General features: G+C 69.8%; 19 protein-coding genes. 10 read left to right on the forward strand and 9 right to left on the reverse strand.

Annotated elements, in window-relative coordinates:
• Window positions 1-4: 4 nt before the first annotated feature.
• Window positions 5-781, forward strand: coding sequence for a UPF0489 family protein (locus LXT21_RS25635; RefSeq protein ID WP_254040810.1), 777 nt, complete (start codon window positions 5-7; stop codon window positions 779-781).
• Between the two features lie 4 nt (window positions 782-785).
• Here LXT21_RS25635 and LXT21_RS25640 read toward each other — a convergent pair whose 3' ends face one another.
• The gene (locus tag LXT21_RS25640; RefSeq protein WP_254040874.1) at window positions 786-2492 is read right to left on the reverse strand and encodes a BamA/TamA family outer membrane protein; all 1707 of its coding nucleotides are present in this window, start codon (window positions 2490-2492) and stop codon (window positions 786-788) included.
• 803 nt (window positions 2493-3295) lie between these two features.
• Here LXT21_RS25640 and LXT21_RS25645 point away from each other — a divergent pair.
• From LXT21_RS25645 to LXT21_RS25655, 3 genes are all read left to right on the forward strand, one after another.
• Window positions 3296-4213: a cation diffusion facilitator family transporter gene (locus tag LXT21_RS25645; RefSeq protein WP_254040811.1), complete on the forward strand. Its 918-nt coding sequence runs from the start codon at window positions 3296-3298 to the stop codon at window positions 4211-4213.
• A gap of 18 nt (window positions 4214-4231) precedes the next feature.
• Window positions 4232-4576 carry a DUF3703 domain-containing protein gene (locus LXT21_RS25650; protein ID WP_254040812.1) on the forward strand — a complete coding sequence of 115 codons (345 nt, stop codon included), beginning with the start codon at window positions 4232-4234 and terminating at the stop codon, window positions 4574-4576.
• 133 nt (window positions 4577-4709) lie between these two features.
• Window positions 4710-5615 carry a sulfotransferase domain-containing protein gene (locus LXT21_RS25655; protein WP_254040813.1) on the forward strand — a complete coding sequence of 302 codons (906 nt, stop codon included), beginning with the start codon at window positions 4710-4712 and terminating at the stop codon, window positions 5613-5615.
• 8 nt (window positions 5616-5623) lie between these two features.
• On the opposite strand, the gene LXT21_RS25660 is transcribed toward LXT21_RS25655, so the two are convergent.
• Window positions 5624-6385 (reverse strand): sulfotransferase, encoded by a 762-nt coding sequence (locus LXT21_RS25660; protein WP_254040814.1) that lies wholly within the window; start codon window positions 6383-6385, stop codon window positions 5624-5626.
• 63 nt (window positions 6386-6448) lie between these two features.
• A complete protein-coding gene (locus LXT21_RS25665; protein WP_254040815.1) occupies window positions 6449-7669 on the reverse strand; it encodes an MFS transporter in 1221 nt (406 codons plus the stop codon).
• Between the two features lie 84 nt (window positions 7670-7753).
• Here LXT21_RS25665 and LXT21_RS25670 point away from each other — a divergent pair, with 84 nt between their 5' ends.
• Window positions 7754-8224, forward strand: coding sequence for a winged helix-turn-helix transcriptional regulator (locus LXT21_RS25670; RefSeq protein ID WP_254040816.1), 471 nt, complete (start codon window positions 7754-7756; stop codon window positions 8222-8224).
• A 3-nt stretch (window positions 8225-8227) separates the two neighbouring features.
• On the opposite strand, the gene LXT21_RS25675 is transcribed toward LXT21_RS25670, so the two are convergent.
• Both LXT21_RS25675 and LXT21_RS25680 read right to left on the reverse strand, forming a co-directional pair.
• Entirely contained in the window at window positions 8228-8677 is a 450-nt protein-coding gene (locus LXT21_RS25675; RefSeq protein WP_254040817.1) for an OsmC family protein, read from the reverse strand.
• 129 nt (window positions 8678-8806) lie between these two features.
• Window positions 8807-9670 carry an ABC transporter substrate-binding protein gene (locus LXT21_RS25680; protein WP_254040818.1) on the reverse strand — a complete coding sequence of 288 codons (864 nt, stop codon included), beginning with the start codon at window positions 9668-9670 and terminating at the stop codon, window positions 8807-8809.
• A 290-nt stretch (window positions 9671-9960) separates the two neighbouring features.
• Here LXT21_RS25680 and LXT21_RS25685 point away from each other — a divergent pair, with 290 nt between their 5' ends.
• The 4 genes from LXT21_RS25685 to LXT21_RS25700 all read left to right on the forward strand — a co-directional run bounded on the left by LXT21_RS25685 (window position 9961) and on the right by LXT21_RS25700 (window position 15945).
• Window positions 9961-11553, forward strand: a complete 1593-nt coding sequence (locus tag LXT21_RS25685; RefSeq protein ID WP_254040819.1) for a serine/threonine protein kinase — start codon at window positions 9961-9963, stop codon at window positions 11551-11553.
• A gap of 41 nt (window positions 11554-11594) precedes the next feature.
• A complete protein-coding gene (locus LXT21_RS25690) occupies window positions 11595-14069 on the forward strand; it encodes a TonB-dependent receptor domain-containing protein (protein ID WP_254040875.1) in 2475 nt (824 codons plus the stop codon).
• Window positions 14066-15319 carry a hypothetical protein gene (locus LXT21_RS25695; protein WP_254040820.1) on the forward strand — a complete coding sequence of 418 codons (1254 nt, stop codon included), beginning with the start codon at window positions 14066-14068 and terminating at the stop codon, window positions 15317-15319. Before LXT21_RS25690 ends, LXT21_RS25695 begins: the two co-directional genes overlap by 4 nt.
• A gap of 143 nt (window positions 15320-15462) precedes the next feature.
• Window positions 15463-15945, forward strand: a complete 483-nt coding sequence (locus LXT21_RS25700) for a response regulator (protein WP_046715893.1) — start codon at window positions 15463-15465, stop codon at window positions 15943-15945.
• 29 nt (window positions 15946-15974) lie between these two features.
• On the opposite strand, the gene LXT21_RS25705 is transcribed toward LXT21_RS25700, so the two are convergent.
• The 4 genes from LXT21_RS25705 to LXT21_RS25720 form a co-directional block, all read right to left on the reverse strand.
• Window positions 15975-16601, reverse strand: coding sequence for a protein-methionine-sulfoxide reductase heme-binding subunit MsrQ (locus LXT21_RS25705; RefSeq protein ID WP_254040821.1), 627 nt, complete (start codon window positions 16599-16601; stop codon window positions 15975-15977).
• 4 nt (window positions 16602-16605) lie between these two features.
• Window positions 16606-17616 carry a protein-methionine-sulfoxide reductase catalytic subunit MsrP gene (msrP, locus tag LXT21_RS25710; RefSeq protein WP_407667029.1) on the reverse strand — a complete coding sequence of 337 codons (1011 nt, stop codon included), beginning with the start codon at window positions 17614-17616 and terminating at the stop codon, window positions 16606-16608.
• The gene (locus LXT21_RS25715; RefSeq protein WP_254040823.1) at window positions 17603-18376 is read right to left on the reverse strand and encodes a fatty acid desaturase; all 774 of its coding nucleotides are present in this window, start codon (window positions 18374-18376) and stop codon (window positions 17603-17605) included. Before LXT21_RS25715 ends, msrP begins: the two co-directional genes overlap by 14 nt.
• 79 nt (window positions 18377-18455) lie before the next feature.
• A complete protein-coding gene (locus LXT21_RS25720; RefSeq protein WP_254040824.1) occupies window positions 18456-20180 on the reverse strand; it encodes a dipeptidyl-peptidase 3 family protein in 1725 nt (574 codons plus the stop codon).
• Window positions 20181-20358: 178 nt separating this feature from the next.
• Here LXT21_RS25720 and LXT21_RS25725 point away from each other — a divergent pair, with 178 nt between their 5' ends.
• Window positions 20359-21159: a CBM21 domain-containing protein gene (locus LXT21_RS25725; RefSeq protein ID WP_254040825.1), complete on the forward strand. Its 801-nt coding sequence runs from the start codon at window positions 20359-20361 to the stop codon at window positions 21157-21159.
• Window positions 21160-21186 lie beyond the last annotated feature (27 nt).

A 21186-nucleotide genomic window follows, 5' to 3' on the forward strand; every position in this document is an offset into this window, starting at 1 on the left:
AGGCATGAAGACCGACGACGACGGCCTGCTCCACCTGCGCCTGGCGGGCGTCATCCGGCTGGGGCTGGGAGGCGGCCGGGGGCCGACGGACGCGTACGTCTTCGACCCCCACCGGCTCGCCCTGCCCTCCTGGGCCATGGCCCTGGGGGACTCCGGGCCCGCCGCGCTGCTCGTCACCCTGGACCGCCACCTGGACGTGGTGGTGCCCCGGAGACCGGATGCGGTGCCGGACCGCTCGGCGGGCCTGCGAGCGCTGGACGAGCACGCCCGGTGGGAATTGGACGTGCGCAACTACGACCACATCCTCGCGGCCATGGAGGCGGGGTTGGTGGGAGATGCCCTGTTCATCGCCCGGACGCGGCCCCGGGGCGCCTTCGCGGGAGACACCTACGTGGACACGCGGGGGCGCTCGCATCGACTGGTGGTGGTGCCCACCGTGGACCGCGCGTCCGAGGCGTGGAGCCGCCCCGCCCCGGGGGACGCGGTGCGAGACGTGCTCGAGGACGCGGAGCGGGTGCTGCTGGACGTGGACCTGGACTGCTTCACGTCGCTGAGCGACGCGGACCCGACGACGGTGCTGCCCTGGCCGCGCGCCATCATCCGCGAGTTCCTGCTGCCCGAGGGCTCCGAGTCCTTCTGGGACGCGGTGCTCCAGCGCGCGGTGGCGCTGACGCTCGCGAGGGAGCCGCACCACTGCGGCGGCCTGCTCGCGTCCGGAGCGCTGTTCCGGGACGCCGCCGAGGTGTTGTTCCGGGAGCTGTTGCGCGTCGAGCCGCCGTGAGTGGCTACAGCGGTGAGTCGAGGAAGCTGGGACGCAGGTCCGTCACCTGTCCGCCGGCGAACGTGAAGCGGCTGCCGATGGGCGGCCGGTCGTCGTTGAGCACGTAGCCGAAGTCGATGCGGAACGGATTGACGTTGAACTGGGGGAAGAGCAGGCGCAGGCCCACGCCCACGGACGTCACCATGTCCGGGCGGTCGTTCCACGCGCTGCCCGAGTCGAGGAAGAGCACGCCGCCCACGTGCACGGTTTTGATGACCAGCGGCGCGGTGCGGTACTCCACGTTCACCAGCAACATCTTCCTGCCGGAGTATTCGTCGGCGGGCGCGCCGCGCAGGCCGTTGCCTCCGCCCAGCAGGGTAATCCGGTCGAACAGGTCATCGATGTTGATGTCCAACAGGCCGCGCGCGACGAAGCGGCCTCCGAACACCTTGGGCGACACCTGCGTGAGCTCCGCCGCCCAGTGGCGGTTGTTCCACGTCGCCGCGGCTCCCAGCTGCCGACGGATGGAGCCCGAGGCCGCCACCGTGGTGAGCGCATCGCCCCAGCGCAGCCGGTAGCGCGCGGCGAGCCCCGCCTCGGCGAAGTGCGTGTCGTCATCGAAGACGGGGGGTGCGTAGCGCAGCGTCGCGGAGAGCCAGTGCCCCATCTGGTAGTCCTCGGAGAGGACGTAGGAGTCCACGTCGCGCAGGACTTCGTAGCGGGCCTCGAAGGCGCGCAGGGACATGGACACGTAGCCCGCGTCCTCGGCGCGCGGCAGGTAGTTGCTCCGGAACCAGTCGACCTGCGACTGCCCCAACATCGACGACATCGGAGGGTCGTAGGCGTAGTGGTACGCGCCCACGGAGCCGCTCACGTTGACCTTGTAGCGCAGGCCGAAGGAGCGCGTGTACGAGGCCGCGCCGGCGACCTCCTCGGTGCGGTACACGTAGGGCACCGCCGGGCCACCGGGGAACGGGAGCTGCCAGATGTCCGCACCCCGGTAGACGCGGTTGGTCTCCACGTTCCACGCCACGGACGAGCTCACGCTCCACGGCGTCGACAGCGAGTACAGCGGCCGGCTCACGGAGACGCTGCCCCGGGAGCCCTCGGCCTGGCCGCTCTCACGTCCGATGATGATGGCGGCCGACTCGGTGAGCGACCAGCGGGAGCCCAGCACGCGCGGGTCCGTGTAGCTCTGGCCGAGGCTCAGCGTGTCCAGGCGCAGGATGAAGTCCACCGCGAGCTTCTTGCCCCGGCCCAGGAAGTTCTGCTCCGTGCCCTGCAGCCGCAGGTACTGGAGCAGCGAGCCCACCGCGGAGAAGTCACTGTTGAGCCGCAGCGACCAGATGTCCTTGGTGACGACGAGCAGCGACACCGTGCCGGGTGTCTTCCCGACGAGCGGGACGACGCGCACCACGGAGAACAGGCGCAGTGAGCGCAGGTTGCGCGCCGTCTCCTCCGCGAGGCGCGTGGAGTAGGGCTGACCGAGCGGCAGCAACACCTCGCGGCGGACGACCTCGTCGCGGGTGCGCACGTGGAAGATGTTGAGGAAGTTCGGATACGGGTCGCTCTCGGCCACGACCTCCTCGGTGTCGACGAGCACGTCCGAGAGCGGCTTGCCCTCGGGCGAGGGGTCCACCTTGCGGCCATGACGGACGAGCGACTCGACGATGAGCGCCTCCTCGTAGTTCTCCTGCGGCAGCCCGGGCGCGCGGGCGGGCGGCGGCTCCACCGTGACTCCTTCCGGCTGCTCGCCCTGCTGTGTCGCGATGGGGGCATCCGGTGGCGGAGTCGCGACGACGGGAGCCGGCGTCTCGGAGACGGGCTCTGGCTGCCTCGCGGCGAGCGCGTCCGGTGGCGGCGACGCGACGACGGGAGCCGGTGACTCGGAGACAGGCGCTGGCTGCCTCGCGACGAGCACGACCGGTGGCGGCGACGCAACGACAGGGGCCGGTGTGTCGGAGACGGGCTCTGGCTGCCTCGCGGCGAGCAAGACCACTGGAGCCGGCCTCTCGGAGGCAGGCTCGGCCTGGAGTGGAGTCAGGGCGAGGGGAACGACGATGAGGGCAACCAGTGGTAGCGCCACCCCACCATCCTGGCATGCGCCGCATTCCTGGCGAGCATCTTCATCGCGGGAAGCTCGGATGGCGCGGTCCGCCAACTTCACCTTTCCCTTGAGGTCCTGGCTGCCGCTCGGGCACGGGCCGCCAAGAGCCACGGAGCGCGGACAGCACCGCCACTTGCACGGAGGTCCTACCTTCGGCGCGAGCCATGGCAAGTCGCTTCGTTGGTCGCTGTCAGTCGAGCCACCCGACGGCCCCCCCCGTGTGAGCGCCGAATCCGAGGTGCGCGGCCCCACACGCCGTAGCAGCCCCCCTCCCCCGCTGGCGGTACGCCTCCTTCAGAAAACCTCGGGAAATGCCGCTGTAATACCGCGCGAAAGGTGGCGTCTTCCTCGATGAACGGTGGGTCGCGGCTCGTGGGTCCCCGAGCGCGCCCCTCCAGCACCATTCATTCCTGGAGGTCCCTGTCCCCATGTCGGGTTCACACAGTCATGCGCCCACGTCGCACGGCCGAGCCTTCGCGCTCGGTGTCACCCTCAACCTGGCCTTCGTGGCCGTCGAGGCCCTCTACGGCTTCATCTCCGGCTCGCTGGCGCTGCTCGCGGACGCAGGCCACAACCTGAGCGACGTGCTGGGGCTCGTGCTCGCCTGGGGCGCCAGCATCCTCGCCCGGCGCGCGGCGACCGAGCGGCGCAGCTACGGCCTGCGCGGTGCCTCCATCCTCGCGGCCCTCTTCAACGCGCTCATCCTGTTGGTCGCCGTGGGCGCCATCGGCTGGGAAGCCATCCGCCGCTTCGGCGAGCCCGCGCCCGTCGCCAGCCTCACCGTCATGAGCGTCGCGGGCATCGGCGTCGTCATCAACACCGCCACGGCCCTGCTGTTCTGGAAGGGGCGCAAGAACGACCTCAACGTGCAGGGCGCGTTCCTCCACATGGCGGCCGACGCGGGCGTGTCGCTCGCCGTGGTGCTCAGCGGCGCGCTCATCTACTTCACCGGTCAGGCGTGGCTGGACCCGGTGGTGACGCTCGGCATCGCGCTGCTCATCCTCGTCAGCACGTGGAGGCTGCTGGTGGACTCCGTCAACCTCGCGCTGCAAGCCGTTCCCGCGAACATCGACCTGAGCGCGGTGCGAAACCTCATGACACAGGCGCCCGGTGTCGCCAGTGTGCACGACCTCCACGTCTGGGCCCTGAGCACCACCGAGTCGGCCCTCACCGCCCACCTCGTGGTGGAGGCGCCGTCCGGTGATGAGGCGCTCGTGCCCTCGCTGAAGGCTCGGCTGCACGACACGTTCGGCATCGAGCACGTGACGCTGCAGCTCGAGCCCGCGCTCGCCGCGACCTGCCACCCCTGCGGGCCCGGCGACACACGCCACGCCGCTTGCGCCTGACACACATCGAGACCTCCCATGACCCCGACACTGCGAACCCACTTCGACCTCGAGCTGCACCGCGCCGCTGAAGCCCATGCACGCGGAGCCCATCAAGACGCCTGGCGCTTCCTGGAGCGCGCTCACATCCTGAGCCAGGCGCATGCGTGGCCCCACCTGCGCGTCCACGGCGCCATGTTCCGGTGGGCCGTTCAACATGGCGACTGGCGGGAGCTGCTCGGACAGTTGCCGCGACTCCTCCTTGCCGCGCCGGGCTCGTGGTTCGGTCGCGCCCCACTGGGCAACACAGGCGGCGCCAACGTGGGCATCTTCACGCCCATGGACATCCCCGAGGACCTCCGCGCCATCCTGGACGCGCGTTAACTCCCCGCGTCGAGCTGACGTCCCGCGTCGAGCCCCCCGCAATGAATCCGTGACGGACGCGGCACGAGATGCGGGCATGGACTGGCGCTAGGCTCCCGAGCAGGTGGATTCCCGCCACCGGGGGGCACGCTTCATGACCGCGTCGGACACCGCGCACCGTCAGCCATCATCCCGTCTGCCGAAGTCACTGCCGGAGCTGCAAGCGCTGCGAGCATGGCGCGAACCCATCTCCGGCCCCGCGAGCTTCCACGTCGAGCCGACGGACATCTTCGTCGCCACCTATCCCAAGTGCGGAACCACGTGGACGCAGCAAATCGTCCACGGGCTGCGCACGCGCGGAGACATGAACTTCGAGGAGATCTCCCTCGTCGTCCCGTGGCACGAGAGCCCACCTCTCCCAGGCGTCGACCTCGCGGGTCCCCAGGTCGCTCGCCCCCGCGCGTTCAAGACGCACCTGCATTGGGAGCGGGTGCCGAAGGGCGGGCGCTACATCTACGTGATGCGAGACCCGGCGGACACGCTCACGTCCTTCTACCACTACGTGAATGGCTGGATGTTCGAGCCCGACTCCGTCAGCGTGGAGGAGTTCTGCTTCGGCATCTTCCTGAAGGACGCGCGCTTCGGCCGCTACTGGGAGCACCTGCGCGCCTGGTGGAACGTGCGTGAGCGCGACGACGTACTGCTCCTCGCCTACGAGGACATGAAGGAGGACCTGGAGTCAGCGGTCCGCCGCATCGGCGCCTTCATGGGTGTCCACCTGGACGACGCGCTCGTCGCGCTCGTGACGAAGCAGTCCACCTTCGAGTTCATGCACGCGCACGAGTCCCAGTTCGACGACCACCCGACGACCGAGGCCGTCAATCGGCTCACCGCGCTCCCACCCGAGATGCAGACCACCAAGGTCCGAGCGGGGCGCGTGGGAGACTCCTCGGAGCTGTCCGCGTCGGTGCACGCCGTGCTCGCCGAGACCTGGCGCGCGGACATCGGGGTGCCCCTCGGCATCCCCTCCTATGCCCGGATGCGCCAGCAGCTACGCTAACCCCAGGCTCAAGCCCGGACGATTCGCTCGTAGCCCAGCGCCTCCAGCACGTCCTCATGGCCCGCGAGCGCGGCGTTGATTTCATCCAGGTCCGCGGCGCTCATGCGCCCGAGCGAGTCCCCGTTGAAGTCACGGATGGTGCTGTGCTCGCCCATGATGTCGAACGCGCGGCCGACATCCAGTCGCCCCAGCTCCGGGATGTACTCGAGGATTCGCGCGGCGATGGTCTCCGGCGACTGACAGAGGTCCTCGTAACGGAAGAAGAGCGAGCCCTTGAGCACCGCGCGGTTGCGGAGCTGCAGCCGACTGGAGCGCACCCAGTGCGCCGTCGCGGTGGACAGCGGATAGCCACGCTTGCGCCGCACGCCCTCCGCGAAGGCGTACGGACTGCGCACCGAGACAAGGAACCGCGCGGGCGCGAACTGCTCCTGCAACAGTGGCGCGGCCATCACCATGGGAGGGCTCTTCTCCACGAGCACCGCCTTGCGCAAATCCCACGCGCGATGCCAGACGGCCTTGATGCGCTCCCAGTGGTAGCGCTGGGGGTCCGCGAACTTCGCCTCGTTCGTCGTCCAGTTGCGAAGCTCGTCCGACTCGGTGTCGGGGATGGGCATCGCCTCCGGGTCATCCCGGTGCACCAGCCACTGGCCCTCGTGGTTCATCGAGTCGAACACGGAGACCTGGTCCGACGTGGCCAACAGCCGCACCAGCAACGTGCTGCCGCTGTTGTTCGGACAGATGACGAATGTGTAAAGCGGCGACTTCCGCACCACCTGCTCCACGAATCACCCCCGGGGACGGAGCGCAGGCGTCTCACGAATCGTACCCCCACGTCATGACGAGGCGCGGCGAGCCTTCGCGAATCCCCGCGCCGCGCCGCCCGTCGACCGTCGCGTGACACTCCAGAACACCAGCGCCACGGCGGCGATGGCGGCCCCCTGCGCGCACACGCCCACCCAACCCGCGTGCGCGAACACCACCGTGGACGCGAGCGAGCCCGCGCCACTGCCGATGGAATAGAAGACCATGTAGCCCGCCACCAACCGGCTGCGCGCCTCCGGGCGGACCGCGTACAGCTCGCTCTGGTTCGTCACGTGCAACGCCTGGATGGCCAGGTCCAGGCCGATGATTCCCAACCCCAGCGCCCACAGCGACTGGTGCGTCTGCGTCAGCACGAGGGGAACCCACGACGCCACCAGCAGCACGAGCGCGAACACCGTCGTCCGGTTCCCGAAGCCCCGGTCCGCGAGCCGCCCCGCTCTCGACGCCCCCAGCGCTCCCGCCACGCCCGCGAGACCGAACAGGCCCACCTGCGTGTGCGAGAGCGAGAACGGCGGCGCCGCCAGCAGCAGCACCATCGGCGTCCACAAGGTGCTGAACGTCGCGAAGCCCAACAACGCGAGCACCGCGCGGACGCGCAACACGGGCTCCTCCACGAACAACGTGAGCACCGAGCGCAACAACTCCGGATAGGACAGCCGCGTGCGCGCCCGCTCGCGAGGCAGCACCCGCAGCAGCGCCAGCGCCACCAGCAACGTCGCGCCCGCCGATACGAGATAGACGGAGCGCCACCCGGCGACGTCGGACAGGAAGCCCGCAACGGTGCGCGCCATCAGGATGCCAATCACCACCCCGCTCGTCACCAGCCCCACCACGCGGCCCCGCTCGGCGGGCGACGCGAGCGACGCGGAGAACGCCACCAGCACCTGCGTGACGACCGCGAGCAACCCCACCACCGCCAGCGCGCCAAGCAACACCGCCCCCGTGGGCGCCAGCCCCACGAGCGTCAACGCCCCCACCGACAGCAACATCTGGAGCGCCACCAACCGACGCCGCTCCACCAGATCTCCCAGCGGCACCAGGAACAACAACCCCAGCCCGTACCCCACCTGCGTGACGGTCACCACCACGCCCACCGTCGCCGGCTGCAACCCCAGCTCCCGCGCCATCGCATCCAACAACGGCTGCGCGTAGTAGACGTTCGCGACGGCCAGCCCACAGGCCACCGCGAACAGCCCCGTCACCGCGCCCGACAGCCCGGACTCGCGCCGCATCCCTCACCTGCCCGCATCTGGTTTCAAAATAAAACCAGATGGGAGTTAACGGCCCACAGGGGATGTGGCAACCTCCGTTTCCGAATGGCGCAGCGAAAGCCCCACAGCCAGGCCGAGTGCCCCGTCGAGCGGACCGTGGACATCCTCGGGGACGAGTGGTCCCTGCTCATCCTCCGGGACGTGTTCGACGGCCTGCGCCGCTTCGGGGAACTTCAGAAGAACCTGGGCGTGGCGCGCAACATCCTCTCCGGCCGGCTGCGCAACCTCGTCGCGCACGGCATCCTGGAGACGGTGGCCGCGTCCGACGGGAGCGCGTTCCACGAGTACGCGCTGACGCCCAAGGGCAAGGACCTGTTCCAGGTCATCGTGGCCTTGAGACAGTGGGGCGAACACCACTGCTTCCAACCCGACGAGCCCCACTCCCGACTGGTGGACGCGGAGCACGGCAGGCCCGTGCGCCTCCTGGAGCTGCGCGCCGAGGACGGCCGCCCCCTGGCGTGCTCGGACGCCGTCGTGAAGAAGGTGTCCGAGCAGAAGCCGCGCAGGAAGCGCTGAGCGCTACCCCGCGGGCAGCACCTCGATGGTCGGCTCCATCACCACCTCGGCGGTGATGCTCTGGCCGATGAAGCAGTACTTGTGCGCCTTCACGAACATCTCGCGCACCTTCTCCACGTCCGTCCCCGGCGCCACGCGGATGAGCGGCGCGAGGCGGACCTTGTTCACCCGCTTCACCTTCTCCACCGTGTCGAGGAACACCGTCACCTGGTCCTCGTACGAGCGCACGTCCAGCCGCAGCTTCTTCGCCAGCGCCAGGAACGTGAGCAGATGGCACTGCGCAATCGAGGCCCCGAACAGGTCCTCCGGATTCCAGCGCGAGTCCTCACCGCCATACCCCGTCCCCGCGCTCACCAGGATGTCCGGCTTGCCGTCCGTGCCGGCCACCGCGTTGCGGCTGTACTCGCTCGCGGTGGAGCCCTTCCACGTGAGCCTCAGCGGAAATCCTTCCACGTCCTGCCTCCTTGCGATTCGTGTGTCCTCGCGCCCGAGCATAGGCGCGGAGACCTCGTCCCGGCGCGGCTGTCGCACCGGCTCACTCCATCGAGGGAGTCCGCCCCCCACGCGGCGTCCGGACCTCCGTCATCCGCCGCGCAGGTCCGCGCCCTTCGGCACCGGCAGCTTCTCACCGCGCGCAATCGCCGAGACGATGCGCGCGAGCCTCTCCACGCCGTCCGACAACGCCGCGGGCCCCGGCTGCAGGATGAGGCTGCTCTTCACTTCATAGAGCTGGTCGTCCACCACCGCCGTCACCTTCTCCCAACCCGGACGCGCTGAAATCTTGTCCCGCTTCGCCTTGCGGCCACACCAGCTGGCGATGACGCCCTCGGGGTCCCTGCGCGCCACCTCCTCGGGCTCGAAGATGCGCCCCTTGGCGCCCTGTGACGCGCGCGACTCACGGCACACGTCCACCCCGCCCACCAGCTCCACCAGCTCCGAGCACCAGCGGATGCCGGAGATGAGCGGCTCGTGCCACTCCTCGAAGAAGATGCGCGGCCGGCGCGGCAGCGACTCCGCCGCGTCCGCGTGGCGCGTGAGGTTCGCCGTCAATTCCTCCGCCAGCTTCTCCGCCGCCTCCGCGCGCCCCACCAGCGCGCCCGTCAACCGCACCGACTGGAGGATCTCCGCCACCGAGCGCTGGTTGAACAGGTACACGGGCACGCCCCGCTTGCACAGCTCGCGGCCCAGGTCCGCCTGCAAGTCGGAGAAGCCCAACACCAGGTCCGGTTTGAGCTCCAAGATGCGCTCGAAGTTGGCGTCCAGGAATGACGACACCCGAGGCTTCTTGCGCGCCTCCGGCGGCCGCACCGTGAAGCCAGACACCCCCACCACCAGCTCCCCCGCGCCGATGCGGTAGAGCACCTCCGTCGTCTCCTCCGTCATGCACACCACCCGCCGCGGGTAGGCGGGCGCGCTGGAAAGCAACTCGGTCAGGTGGACGCTCATCCCTCCACCCTAACCGCGCGCCCCCTCTTCGCGGAGGCTTCGTGAAATCCCGAAAACCATGTTCCACACTCCGAGTCGCTCACGCTCGCGTCCCTCAGTCCGCGTCTCTTGGCTGATCCACCGAGGCGCGTGTCCGGTGTCGGACGTTGCGGCGCTCGCGCCGGTTTCTCGGGCTTTGATGCACTGCGCCAACCTGGCAGGTCGCTTGGGCAGTGGACGATTGCGGTGTTAGCATCCGCACGCATGTTCGACCGGAGCGTCACGAGCCTTCCCGGTCGGTGGGGGCAGACATGATTGAAAACAACGCCCCGACGAACGGCGCTCCACCAGAGATGGTGGATCCGCTGCTGGGGCGCGTCCTCAACGAGCGCTTCCGCATCCTGGAGACCCTGGGCGCCGGAGGCATGGGCCGCGTCTACAAGGCCGTGCAGGCGCCGCTGGACCGGCTGGTCGCGCTGAAGGTCTTGAACCCCCACTACAACGACGAGGGCAAGGACCCGGGCTTCCAGAAGCGCTTCTTCCTGGAGGCCAGCGTCACCGCGAAGCTGCGCCACCCCAACACCGTCACCGTCATCGACTACGGCAAGACGGACGACGGCATCTACTACATCGCGATGGAGTACCTGGACGGGCTCACGCTCGGCCAGTTGCTCACGCAGGTGGGCCCGCTGCCGTGGGCGCGCGCGCTCAACATCACGCAGCAGATCGCCCGCTCGCTGCGCGAGGCGCACAAGGTCGGCCTCATCCACCGCGACCTGAAGCCCGCCAACGTGATGGTCCTCAACCAGGAGACGGACCACGACATCGTCAAGGTGCTCGACTTCGGCCTGGTGAAGTCCTTCATCGGCGACACGGACGTGCCGCAGGACACGTCGCTCACCCAGGCGGGCATCATCCTGGGCTCGCCGCAGTACATGGCGCCGGAGCAGGCGCGCAACGTCGCCGACCCGCGCAGCGACGTGTACAGCATGGGCGTGGTGCTCTATCAGATGCTGATGGGCCAGCCGCCCTTCCTGGCCGCGCAGAGCATCGACGTCATCGTCAAGCACATCAACGAGCCCCCTCCCGCCTTCGGCGCCGTCTGGGCCAGCCACGGCGTGCCCGCGGAGGTGGAGGCGCTCGTCATGAAGTGCCTCGCGAAGATTCCCTCCGAGCGCTACCAGTCCATGGACGAGGTGCTGGAGGCCATGCGCCGCCTCTCGCACGTGGTGGGCGTCAGCGGCGTCTTCAGCGGCCCGCGCCTGACGGGCGCAGGCTCCGGCCCTCGCAGCGGCCCCATCAGCGCGCCGGTGAGCGGCCCCGGCTCCGGCCCCAGCACCATGGCGCTGGACATCGCCGTGGAGGAGCCCGCCGCGAAGTCCGGCAAGGGCCTGCTGTTGCCCATGGCCATCCTCGGCGGCGCCATCGTCATCGGCGGCGGACTCTTCGCGGTGGCGATGATGATGCGCGAGCCCAAGCTCAAGCCGCTGCCGGCCAACTACGCGGCCACCCAGGCCGCGGCGCCCAAGGTGCCCGCCGCGCCCGCCACGGGCTCGGCGGCCATCGCCGTGGATGACGAACTGGCGCTGGCGCCGCTGGTGCCCGGCAACGCGCCCTCGGTGCTCTTCACCATCGAGAGCGAGCCGATGGGCGCCCGCGTGCGCGTGGGGAACAAGGACCTGGGTGTCACCCCCGTGACGCATAAGGTACGCCAGGACGGTGAAGGCAGGGCGAGCGCGGAGCTGACCTTCACGATGGAGGGCTACCAGTCCCTCACGGTGAAGGCCGAGGGCACGGGCACCGCACAGACCATCCGCCACAAGCTCAAGAAGAAGCCGACTCCGGCCGCCCGCCCCCAGCGGCCGGCTGAGCCGCGCGACGATTTCAAGGACAACCCCTACTAGTGAAACACTTCAAATCCCTTCGACGAGTGGGCCTCGTGGCGCTGTGTCTTTGCGCGTCGCAGGCCCTGGCGGACGCACGTCTGGAAGCCCGTCGCCACTTCCGCAACGGCATGAGCCTCATCGCCCGGAAGGAGTACGACCAGGGCATCGCCGAGCTGGAGCAGGCGTACGCCATCAAGCCCCACCCCAACGTCCTCTTCAACATCGCGCGGGCGTACCAGGACGCGGGCCGTTCGGCGGAGGCGCTGGACACCTACCGGCGCTACCTGGCCAGCAACCCTCCGGACGCGGCCACGGTGGAGAGCACCATCGCGGCGCTGGAGCAGAAGCAGCGCGAGGCGGAGGCCGCCGCCGGCACGCCGGACAACTCCGCGCTGCCCATGCCGCCGCCTCCCGCCAGCGTCCAGTCCCAGCAGCAGTTGGCGGGGCTGCTCGAGCGGCTGGAGAAGGCCATCGAGCGCGCCGAGTCCATGCCGACGACTGGCGCGACGCCCGCGCCCTCCACGTACGTGCCCTCCGTGGTGCCCGGCATCACCTCCGAGGCGGCCACCGGCGACGACGGCGCGGTGCCCTACGAGGAGCGCGTGGTGACGGCCAGCCGCCGCGCCCAGTCCTCGCTGGAGGCGCCCAACGCCACCACCGTCATCACCGCGGAGGACATCCGCCTGTCGGGCGCCACCAGCCTGCCGGAGCTGTTGCGGCGCGTGCCGGGCGCGGACGTGATGTCGCTGGGCATCGGCAGCGCCAACGTGTCCATGCGCGGCTTCAACCAGCGCATCGCCAACAAGGTGCTCGTGCTCGTCGACGGGCGCACCGAGTACCAGGACTTCCTCGGCCTGACGCTCTGGTCCACCATCCCCATCGGCCTGGATGAAATCGAGCGCATCGAGGTCATCCGCGGCCCGGGCAGCGCGCTCTACGGCGCCAACGCCATGTTGGGCGTCATCAACATCATCACCCAGGCCCCCGGCTCGGGCCCCCGCGCGCGCTTCAACGTGACGGGCGGCACGGGCCACAGCGTGGCGGGCTCGTTCCTGAGCCACGGCAGCTCCGGGGCGCTGCGCTACCGCGCGTCGGTGGCTTACTCGCAGGCGGACAAGTGGAGCCGCGACTACGCCAGCGACCGGCCGGACATCGTGCTCAGGGACCCGGACCCGGACATCGGCATGCGCGGCGCCCGGGCCACGCTGTCCACGGTGTACAGCTTCGCGGAGGGCCGCACGGTGGGCCTGTCCGGCGGCGTGCACCGCTACGCGACGGAAATCTATCCGCTGGGCCTGCTGCGCAACTACTTCATGGACGGCCTCAACGCGTACGCCAAGGGCGACGTGGAGCTGGGGCCGCTGAAGCTCAAGACGTTCTGGAACCACATCTCCGGCAGCGCCGGGCCCCAGTACGAGCCCATCGGCCAGCGCTCGCTGGGCACGGAGGTCAGCTCCAACCTGTTCAACGCGGAGCTGCTCTTCGCGCGCGCCTTCCACCTGGGCGGCGAGCACCAGCTCAACGTGGGCGTGGAGGGCCGCCTCAAGCGCGTGGGCTGGGACTACCTGGGCCCCTTGCGCGAGGAGGTCCACGCGGCCGCCTTCGTGCAGGACGAGTGGCGCCTGGCGGACCCGCTGCGCCTCATCGCCAGCTACCGCGTGGACCGGCACCCGCTGCTCGACGGCGGCTCGCCGGGCCTGGCGCACTCGCCGCGCGTGTCCGCGTTGTTCATGCCCGTGGAGGGCCACGCGTTCCGCATCAGCGCGGCGTCCGCCTTCCGCGAGCCCACGTTCCTGGAGAGCTACACGCGGCTGCTCGTCCCCGTGCAGGGCGTCAACGGCGCCAGCGCGCTGACGACGGGCAACACGTCCCTGCGCCCCGAGCGCCTCACCGCCTTCGAGCTGGGCTGGCGCGGCGAGTCCGCGGAGCTGGGCATGGACTGGGACGTGGCCCTGTACCAGAACCGGGTGAAGGACCTCATCGGCCTGTCCAACTTCGAGCGGCTGCCGGTGGGCGAGTCCTACGACGCGGCCACGGGCAACTACCTCATCGGCCGCTCGCGCTTCGTCAACGAGGACTCCATCTACACCGCGCGCGGCGCGGAGGCGGGCCTCACGCTGGCGCTCATCGACGGCCTGGGCATCAAGGCGAGCGCCGCCTTCCAGACCGTCTCCTCCGACCTGGAGGACAAGGAGGAGTGCGGCCCGTGCAGCCAGGCGCCGCAGCTCAAGCTGTACGGCGGCGTCACCTACCGCACCAAGGCGGACCTCGAGTTCGGCGTGGACCTGGCCTACACCTCGTCCACCACCTGGATTGAGCGCGAGCCGGCGGCGTCGGACCCGACCCGCATCGAGCTGGCCTCCAACGCGCTGGGCGCGCACACCATCATCAACGCGCGCGTGGGCTACGCGGCCGTGAAGAACCTGGTCGACGTGGCGCTCATCGGCAGCCAGCTCGGCGCCGCGCACTCCCAACACCCCTTCGGCAACCGCATCGAGCGGCGCGTCTACGCGACGCTGACGGTGACTCCATGAGCCGCACCTCCTCCTCGTTCAAGCACTCCGCGCTCGCCGCGCTCACCTCGTCCCTGCTGGTGATGGGCTGTGAGTCCCCGTCCGTGGTCCCCACGGCGGACGGCCAGCAGGCCCTGCACACCGCCCGCATCGAGGGCAGCCTCGTCGTGCAGTCGGGTCTGCGTGGCAACGCGGTGGTGTTCCTCTACGACGTGGACAAGCGCCCGCTGCCGCCGCCCCAGGGCAGCGGTCGTCCGGTGGCCTTCACCGTCATCCCCGCGGCGCAGCTGTTCGGCCCGGCGATCGGCACGAACTCGCCGGGCCCCTTCACCGCGCCCTTCGCGTTCAGCCTGGTGGGCGCGGGCCGGTACATGCTGCGCGGCTTCATCGACGTGGACACCTGCGCGACGGGCGTCACGCCCTGCCACCTCCCCGACTTCAACCCCTGGTACGGCGTCACCAGCGAGCCCAACACGGGCGACATCGGCGGCGCCGCGGTGGACCTGACCAACGGCCAGCCGCTGGTCCTGGAGGTCACCAAGGACGCGGAGGGCCACCCGCAGCCGCTCACCAACGTCACGGTGAGCTTCTCGCAGGCCACCGCGCAGGTGCCCGTGGACCGGCCCGCCTTCCAGGCCACCGTCGTCGTCGGTGGAGACCCCACCCTGGTGGCGGGTGGGCCCATGAAGGTGCTGCGGCTGACGCCGCAGGTGGTGGAGGCAGGCCCGGTCGCGCAGCGGCCCAAGGCCTTCCTCGTCAGCTACGTGGACGCCAACCGCGACGGCGTGCCGGACGACGCCAACCGCGACGGGGTGCCGGATGTCTGGCCGCGCGTCGTGGTGCGCAAGCTGGCGGATGCGCAGGGCCTGCTCGAGGACAATGACAAGGACCGCGACAGCGTCCTCGACGCGGACGGCACCGACTACCCCCGCGCCGACGGCACCCGTGACGGCAAGCCGGACCTGGTGGTGCTCGCCGCGGGGCTGGTGATGGACCCCATCATCGCGGCGCTGACGGACGAGAACGGTCAGCCGCGGATGACGCCCGTCCCCCTGGCGGAGCTCCAGGTGGCCGTGCAGCCCATCGCCCTGGACGCCAGCGAGGCGGCCCCGGTTCGCCTCGAGGGGCTGCCGAAGGGCCGCTACTCCGTGGTGCTGATCCAATCCACGGGGCAGACGTGGCGGGTCCCCAACGAGCTCGCGCCGCCGTTGGCGGCCAGCATCGGGATTCCCGGAGTAGAAAGTCAGGCCTTCGTTCTTGAGGTCCCCTGAGCCCCACTTCGTGGGGCGTGAGGGTGTGAGACGCCCCACGACGGCAAAAAAGAGAGGAAGGACGGTGCTTTGACTTCAGCATGTCCTTCCGTCAACATGGTCGGGTCTGCAGGGGGACAGCCCCACCTGAGGTTGATGATCCGATGAAGGCCGGTACCCTTCCCTCCCCTGAGCCCGTTCCCAACCGCACCACGACGGACCCGGCGCGCCCTGGAGGAAGCCGGACCGCGACGGGCGGCGCGCCACAGCGCGTGCTGCTGGTGGATGACAGCCGCTCCATCCGGACGCTGCTGAAGATCTACCTCATGGCGCGCAACTTCGAGTTCCTGGAGGCGGAGTCCGCCGAAGAGGGACTGAAGGTCGCCGAGGCGGAGGGCATCGACCTCATCCTCACCGACTTCCACATGGACGGGATGAACGGCGCCGACTTCGCGGCGCAGATTCGCGCCAACGCCAACCCCCGGTTGGCCAAGGTCCCCATCCTGATGATGACGGGTGACCCGAACGTCGCCGAGGTGCGCGCGCTGGGTCAGAAGGCCGGCATCAGCGCCTTCGTCCGCAAGCCGGTGAGCTGCGCACAGCTCATGACGCTGGTGGACACCATCCTCCCGCTGCCGCGCAAGTAGCACCTGGGGCCCAAGGCCCCGCCCTCACCTCACGCCGGGTTCCGGGCCGCCGCAGCGGCGCGGGCCCGGCGTTTTCGCATCGCCTCACCCACCCGCACCGCGAAGAGCAGCGCGAGCACCGCGCCGTAGATGAGCGGCTCGGTGACGTCCTGCTTCACCCGCCACACGAAGTGCACCACGCCCAGCACCGCGGCCACGTAGGCCAGCCGGTGCAGGCGCTGCCAGCGCGGGAAGCCCAGCCTCCGCACCCAGCGATTCGTGGACGTGACGGCCAGCGGAACCAGCAGCACCCACGCGGTGAAGCCCACGGTGATGAAGGGCCGCTTCACCACGTCGTCGAACAGCGCCCGCCACGCCAGCCCCTGGTCCAGCACCGCGTACGTGAACAGGTGCGCGCACGCGTACGTGAAGGCCAGGAGCCCCAGCGTCCGGCGCACGCGCGCGGGCCACGTCCACCGCGTGACGAGCCGCACGGGCGTACACGCCAGTGACGCCAACAACATCACCAGCGCGAGCAGCCCCGTCTGGTTGAGCGCCGCCTCGATGGCGTTGGGACCCAGCTGTCCCAGCGGCCCCTGCACGGCCAACAACGCCAGGGGCAACAGCCCGCCCACGGTGAGCGCGGGGTTGAGCCAGGGATGTGGAGTCGAGGCCATGGCGTCAGAAGTTCTCGCGCAAATCCATGCCCGCGTAGAGGTGCGCCACCTGCTCGCCATAGCCGTTGAACGGCAGCGTGGGCCGCCGCCCGAAGTCACCGATGCGCCGCTCGGTGGCCTGGCTCCAGCGGGGATGGGACACCGCGGGATTCACGTTGGCGTAGAAGCCATACTCGTGCGGCGCCGCCATGTTCCAGGTGGTGAGCGGCATGGTGCGCGTCAACGAGATGCGCACGATGGACTTGCCGCCCTTGAACCCATACTTCCACGGCACCACCAGCCGCAGCGGCGCGCCGTTCTGCCCTGGCAATTGCTTGCCGTACAGGCCCATGGCCATGAACGTCAGCGGGTGCATCGCCTCGTCCAGCCGCAGCCCCTCCAGGTAGGGCCAGTCCAGCACCCGCCGCTTCTGTCCGGGCAGCTGCTCCGGGTCCATCAGCGTGGTGAACGTCACGTAGCGGGCCTGGCTCGTCGGCTTCACCCGGGCCAGCAGCGCGGCCAGCGGGAAGCCCAGCCACGGAATCACCATGGACCAGGCCTCCACGCAGCGCATCCGGTAGACGCGCTCCTCCATCGTGAACCAGGACAACAGCTGGTCGATGTCCACCGTCTTCGGCTCGTGCACCTCACCGTCCACGGTGACGGTCCACGGCCGTGGCTTGAGGTGGTGCGCGAGCCGCGCCGGGTCGTTCTTGTCCAGCCCCAGCTCGTAGAAGTTGTTGTACGTGGTGACGTCCTCGTACGGGGTGCGCGGCTCGTCCGTGTCGAACGCCCCCTTCGCCTTCACCACCGGCCCTGTGACGTCACCCGCGTCCGGGACATACGCGTCCATGAGGCGACGCTGCTTGCGGGTGAGCAGGTACAGGCCCCCCGCCACGGCGGCGGCCGTGCCCGTGAACAGGCCCGCGTTCCTCAAGAAGTCGCGGCGGCGCAGATACAGCCGTTCGGAGGTGATTTCGGAGCCAGGCGGCTCCACGGGCGGCTTGTCGCTCATGGCCCTTTTATAACGGCCCAGCGTCCCCGGCCGTTACATCGCCCGCCCGCTGCGGCACGGCGCGAGCGTCCTTGATGCGCCACAGCCGCCACCAGGGCGTGCCGGGGGACTGGTGGTGCTCCCAGTGGTAGCCGAAGAAGTAGCAGGACAGCATGGCCCACGCGTGGTTGCGCGGCAGCGTGCGAGCGTGGTGCGGCGCCATGTCCGGCGTGTCCGGGCGCCGGTGCGGCAGGTAGGTGCCGAAGTAGAAGAGCTGCAACGTGCCCAGCACGGCCGGCACCACCCAGAACACCAGCACGCGCGGCTGGGACACGCCCAGGAAGACGAGGATGTTGAACTTGGCCGCCATCACCCCCAGCTGCGGCAGCGTGGTGTAGCGGACCATGAACGTGCCCAGCCACGGCCAGAAGGACTGGGTGCGGGTGGAGAAGTCCGGGTCGTCGTCGCCCGTGGGGTTCTGGTGGTGCGCGTGGTGGTTCAACACCAGCCGCCGATAGGACAGCCCCGCGAACAGGAAGCAGGCGAGCGTCCCCACCGCCTCGTTCACCCAGCCCTGCCGGGCCACCGTGCCGTGCATGGCGTCATGGCCGGTGATGAACAGCCCCGTGCACAGCCAGGCCTGGAAGGCGACGTGCATCCACGTGAGGGGCGAGTCCAGGGGCAGCCCCGGCGACATCAGCATCCACGTCAGGTGCGCGCCCCACACGCCCAGGATGACGAGCGCGATGACGACGCCCCAGGGGCCAAGGGGTGTGGCGCGATGACGGGCCGAGGTCTCCATCTCACCTGACTCATGGGGACGACCTCGCCGCCGCGCACGGGAAAGCACCCCGGCGCGGCGAGCGGGCCGTCGGCCGTGGCTACTTCCGCACGCCGGCGTCGGCCGCGGGGGCGGTGGCCTCGCGCACCAGCTCCTCCGCGGTGACGTAGCGCGGCTCGATGTCCACCGGCACGTCCTTGAGCCGCTCGAGCACCTTGCGCACCGGCGGACGAATCACGCCCATCTTCGCCAGCAGCGCCTCGGCCGCCTTGCGGTCGCCCTTGGCCTGAATCTCCATCAGCTGCTTCGTCAGCGAGGTGACGGACTTCTTCATCGTCTCCGGCACCACGGAGAAGGTGCCGTCGGCGGCGACCTTCACCGCGCCGGTGTCCAGGAAGTAGTTGAGCTGCAGCGCCACGCCCTTGCCGTGCGCCTCGTCGATGCCGAAGCGGATGGAGCGGAACGCGGAGGCCAGGAACGTCGTGTACATGGTGCGGCCCATCGCCTTGTCGATGACGCCCGTGTCCATCAGCCGCTGCAGCGCCCACAGGCCGGAGATGTCCGCCTTGGCCTCCTCGAGCGCGCTGGACGACACCTGGAGCGCCTGACGCACCGTCGTCGCCTTGCCGCCCACGGTGATGTTGTGCGGCCCCAGCCCGTGCATCAGCTCGTGCATCAGGATGTGCGTGAAGAAGGCGTCGAAGGCCACGTCCTGCTGGTCCTTGGCGGACAGCGCCACCTTCGCGATGGGCACCAGCACGCGCTGGAACTTCGCCTCCTGCACGTTCTTGAGCATCACGCGCTTGGAGCCCATGGCCTCCGTGACGCGCTCGTCGTTGGGCAGGTTGTACGCGGCCGTCTGCACGCCCCGGTTGGCGTCACCGGAGGAGAACAGGCTGTTGACGACGCGGATGGGGGCCAGCGCGCCCAGCTTCGGGTTGCGCAGCTTCGCGTCGATGGGCAGGTGGTTCTCCAGGTCCTGCAGGTGGTCGCTGAACTTCGACAGCTTCTGCGTCTCCGCGTCGTCGCGCAGGCCGACGAAGGCCTCGAACGCGGCCTTGTAGTTGAACCAGCCGTCCTCGTAGACCTCGTAGGGCCCCACGGTGGGCTCGATGCTCGCGTCCAGCTTCATCCACGCGACTTCGCTCGCGTAGTAGTCGTTCGAACCGAACGCGTCCGCGCGCGACTCCAGGAACGCCTTGAGCGTGGGCTGCTTCGTCAGCTGCGCGGCCTCGCGGAACAGGCGCGCGGCCTCGGCCAGCTCACCCTGGTACTCGATGCTGTACGGCACGGAGACGAACTTGCCGTCGGTGCCCCGGCGGATGGTGGTGTAGAAGCCCGTGGCCTCCTTCTGCTGGGCCTCCGGCAGCGACTTCACCCACGCCTCCACCTGCTCCTTGGTGGCGCCGGCCGGATAGAAGTTGCCGGCCTCCGGCTTCGCGGGCACGCCCGGCAGGAACGGCCGCCCCTCGTCGAGGCTGTTCCACGGGCCCTTGTCCAACACGAACGCGTGCAGGCGCGCGCGGCCCAGCGGCGAGTCGTCTCGCACCAGCCCCAGGAGCACCGTCTCGCTGCCCGCCCAGCGCTGGCGCAGGAAGAGCGCGTCCATCAGCTGCGAGGCCTGGACGATGCGCGCGAGCGCCTGACGCTCGTTTCCGGGCAGGGCCTTCAAGTCCACCTTCAGCTCCACCGGGGCGAAGCGCGCGGTGAGGCGCTGCAGTTCGGCGGCGTCGGGCAGGGCGGCGGGGGCGGCGGCGTGCTCGGCGGCGAGGGCGGAGCCGGACAGCATCGCCGCACCGAGCACGGACAGGAGGGTTCGGTTCATGGCCCTTCCCTACCCCAACGTCGCGCCCCCTCCCAGCGCTCCCGTGCGCCTGTGCGCATCGGAACATTCCAGTCACGACGGTTTGGCGGCGCGCGTCAGCGCTCGCTGACAACATGCGCAAGCCTGGATTTCCCGGGCAATCCAGGTGCCCTTCAACCCGGGCACGCGAGGACTTCTCATGACGACGACTCGAACCGACCCCCTGTCCCGCCGGGGCCTTCTGCCGGGGCTGCTGGTGGCCCTGTGCGTGGGGCTGTTCTCCTCCTCCGCGCTGGCGGCGGACGAGGTGCGCCTGCTCAAGGCGGTGAGCACCGTGGGCAGCCGCTATGGGCAGACGTGGCAGGACGTCACCTACCTCCTGGTGGTGAAGAACCTGGCGTACGAGAAGCAGGTCGCCATCCACGACAAGCAGCCGGATGGGACGTGGCTGGATTTGGAGGCCAGCTACTCGGGCGACGCGGGCGCGGGGTACGAGCTGTGGAAGGTGACGCGCCAGTATCAGAGCTGGGGCACGTCCCCGCAGCCGACGCGCGATTTGGAGTTCGTGGCGAAGTACACGGTGAATGGCCAGACGTACTGGGACAACAACGGCGGGGCCAACTACCAGCTGGTGCGCACCAACGGGCCGCTGCTCCCCCGGGCCAACGTGCTGGTGGGCAGCAGCTACTGGCAGCCCACGGGCGAGGTGGACATCGGCATCGACGTGAAGAACCTCGCCTACACCAAGAGCGTCACCGTGGTGTACTCGACGGACCACTGGGCCACGTCCCACGAGGTCTCCGCGGCCTTCGTCCCCGGCTACGCGGTGGGCTACGCGTACGTCTCCAGCCCCAACGCGTACGGCGTGGAGCGCTGGCAGGCCCGCATCCCGGCCGGCACCGGCACGCCGCTGTACTACATCCGGTACGAGGTGGACGGGCACACGTACTGGGACAACAACTTCGGGTACAACTACCCGCCCATCTACCCTCCCCTCTAGCCCTCCCGAGGGCCGACCCGGGGGCCT

Origin of the sequence: Myxococcus guangdongensis (assembly GCF_024198255.1) — a bacterium.
GTDB lineage: Bacteria > Myxococcota > Myxococcia > Myxococcales > Myxococcaceae > Myxococcus > Myxococcus guangdongensis.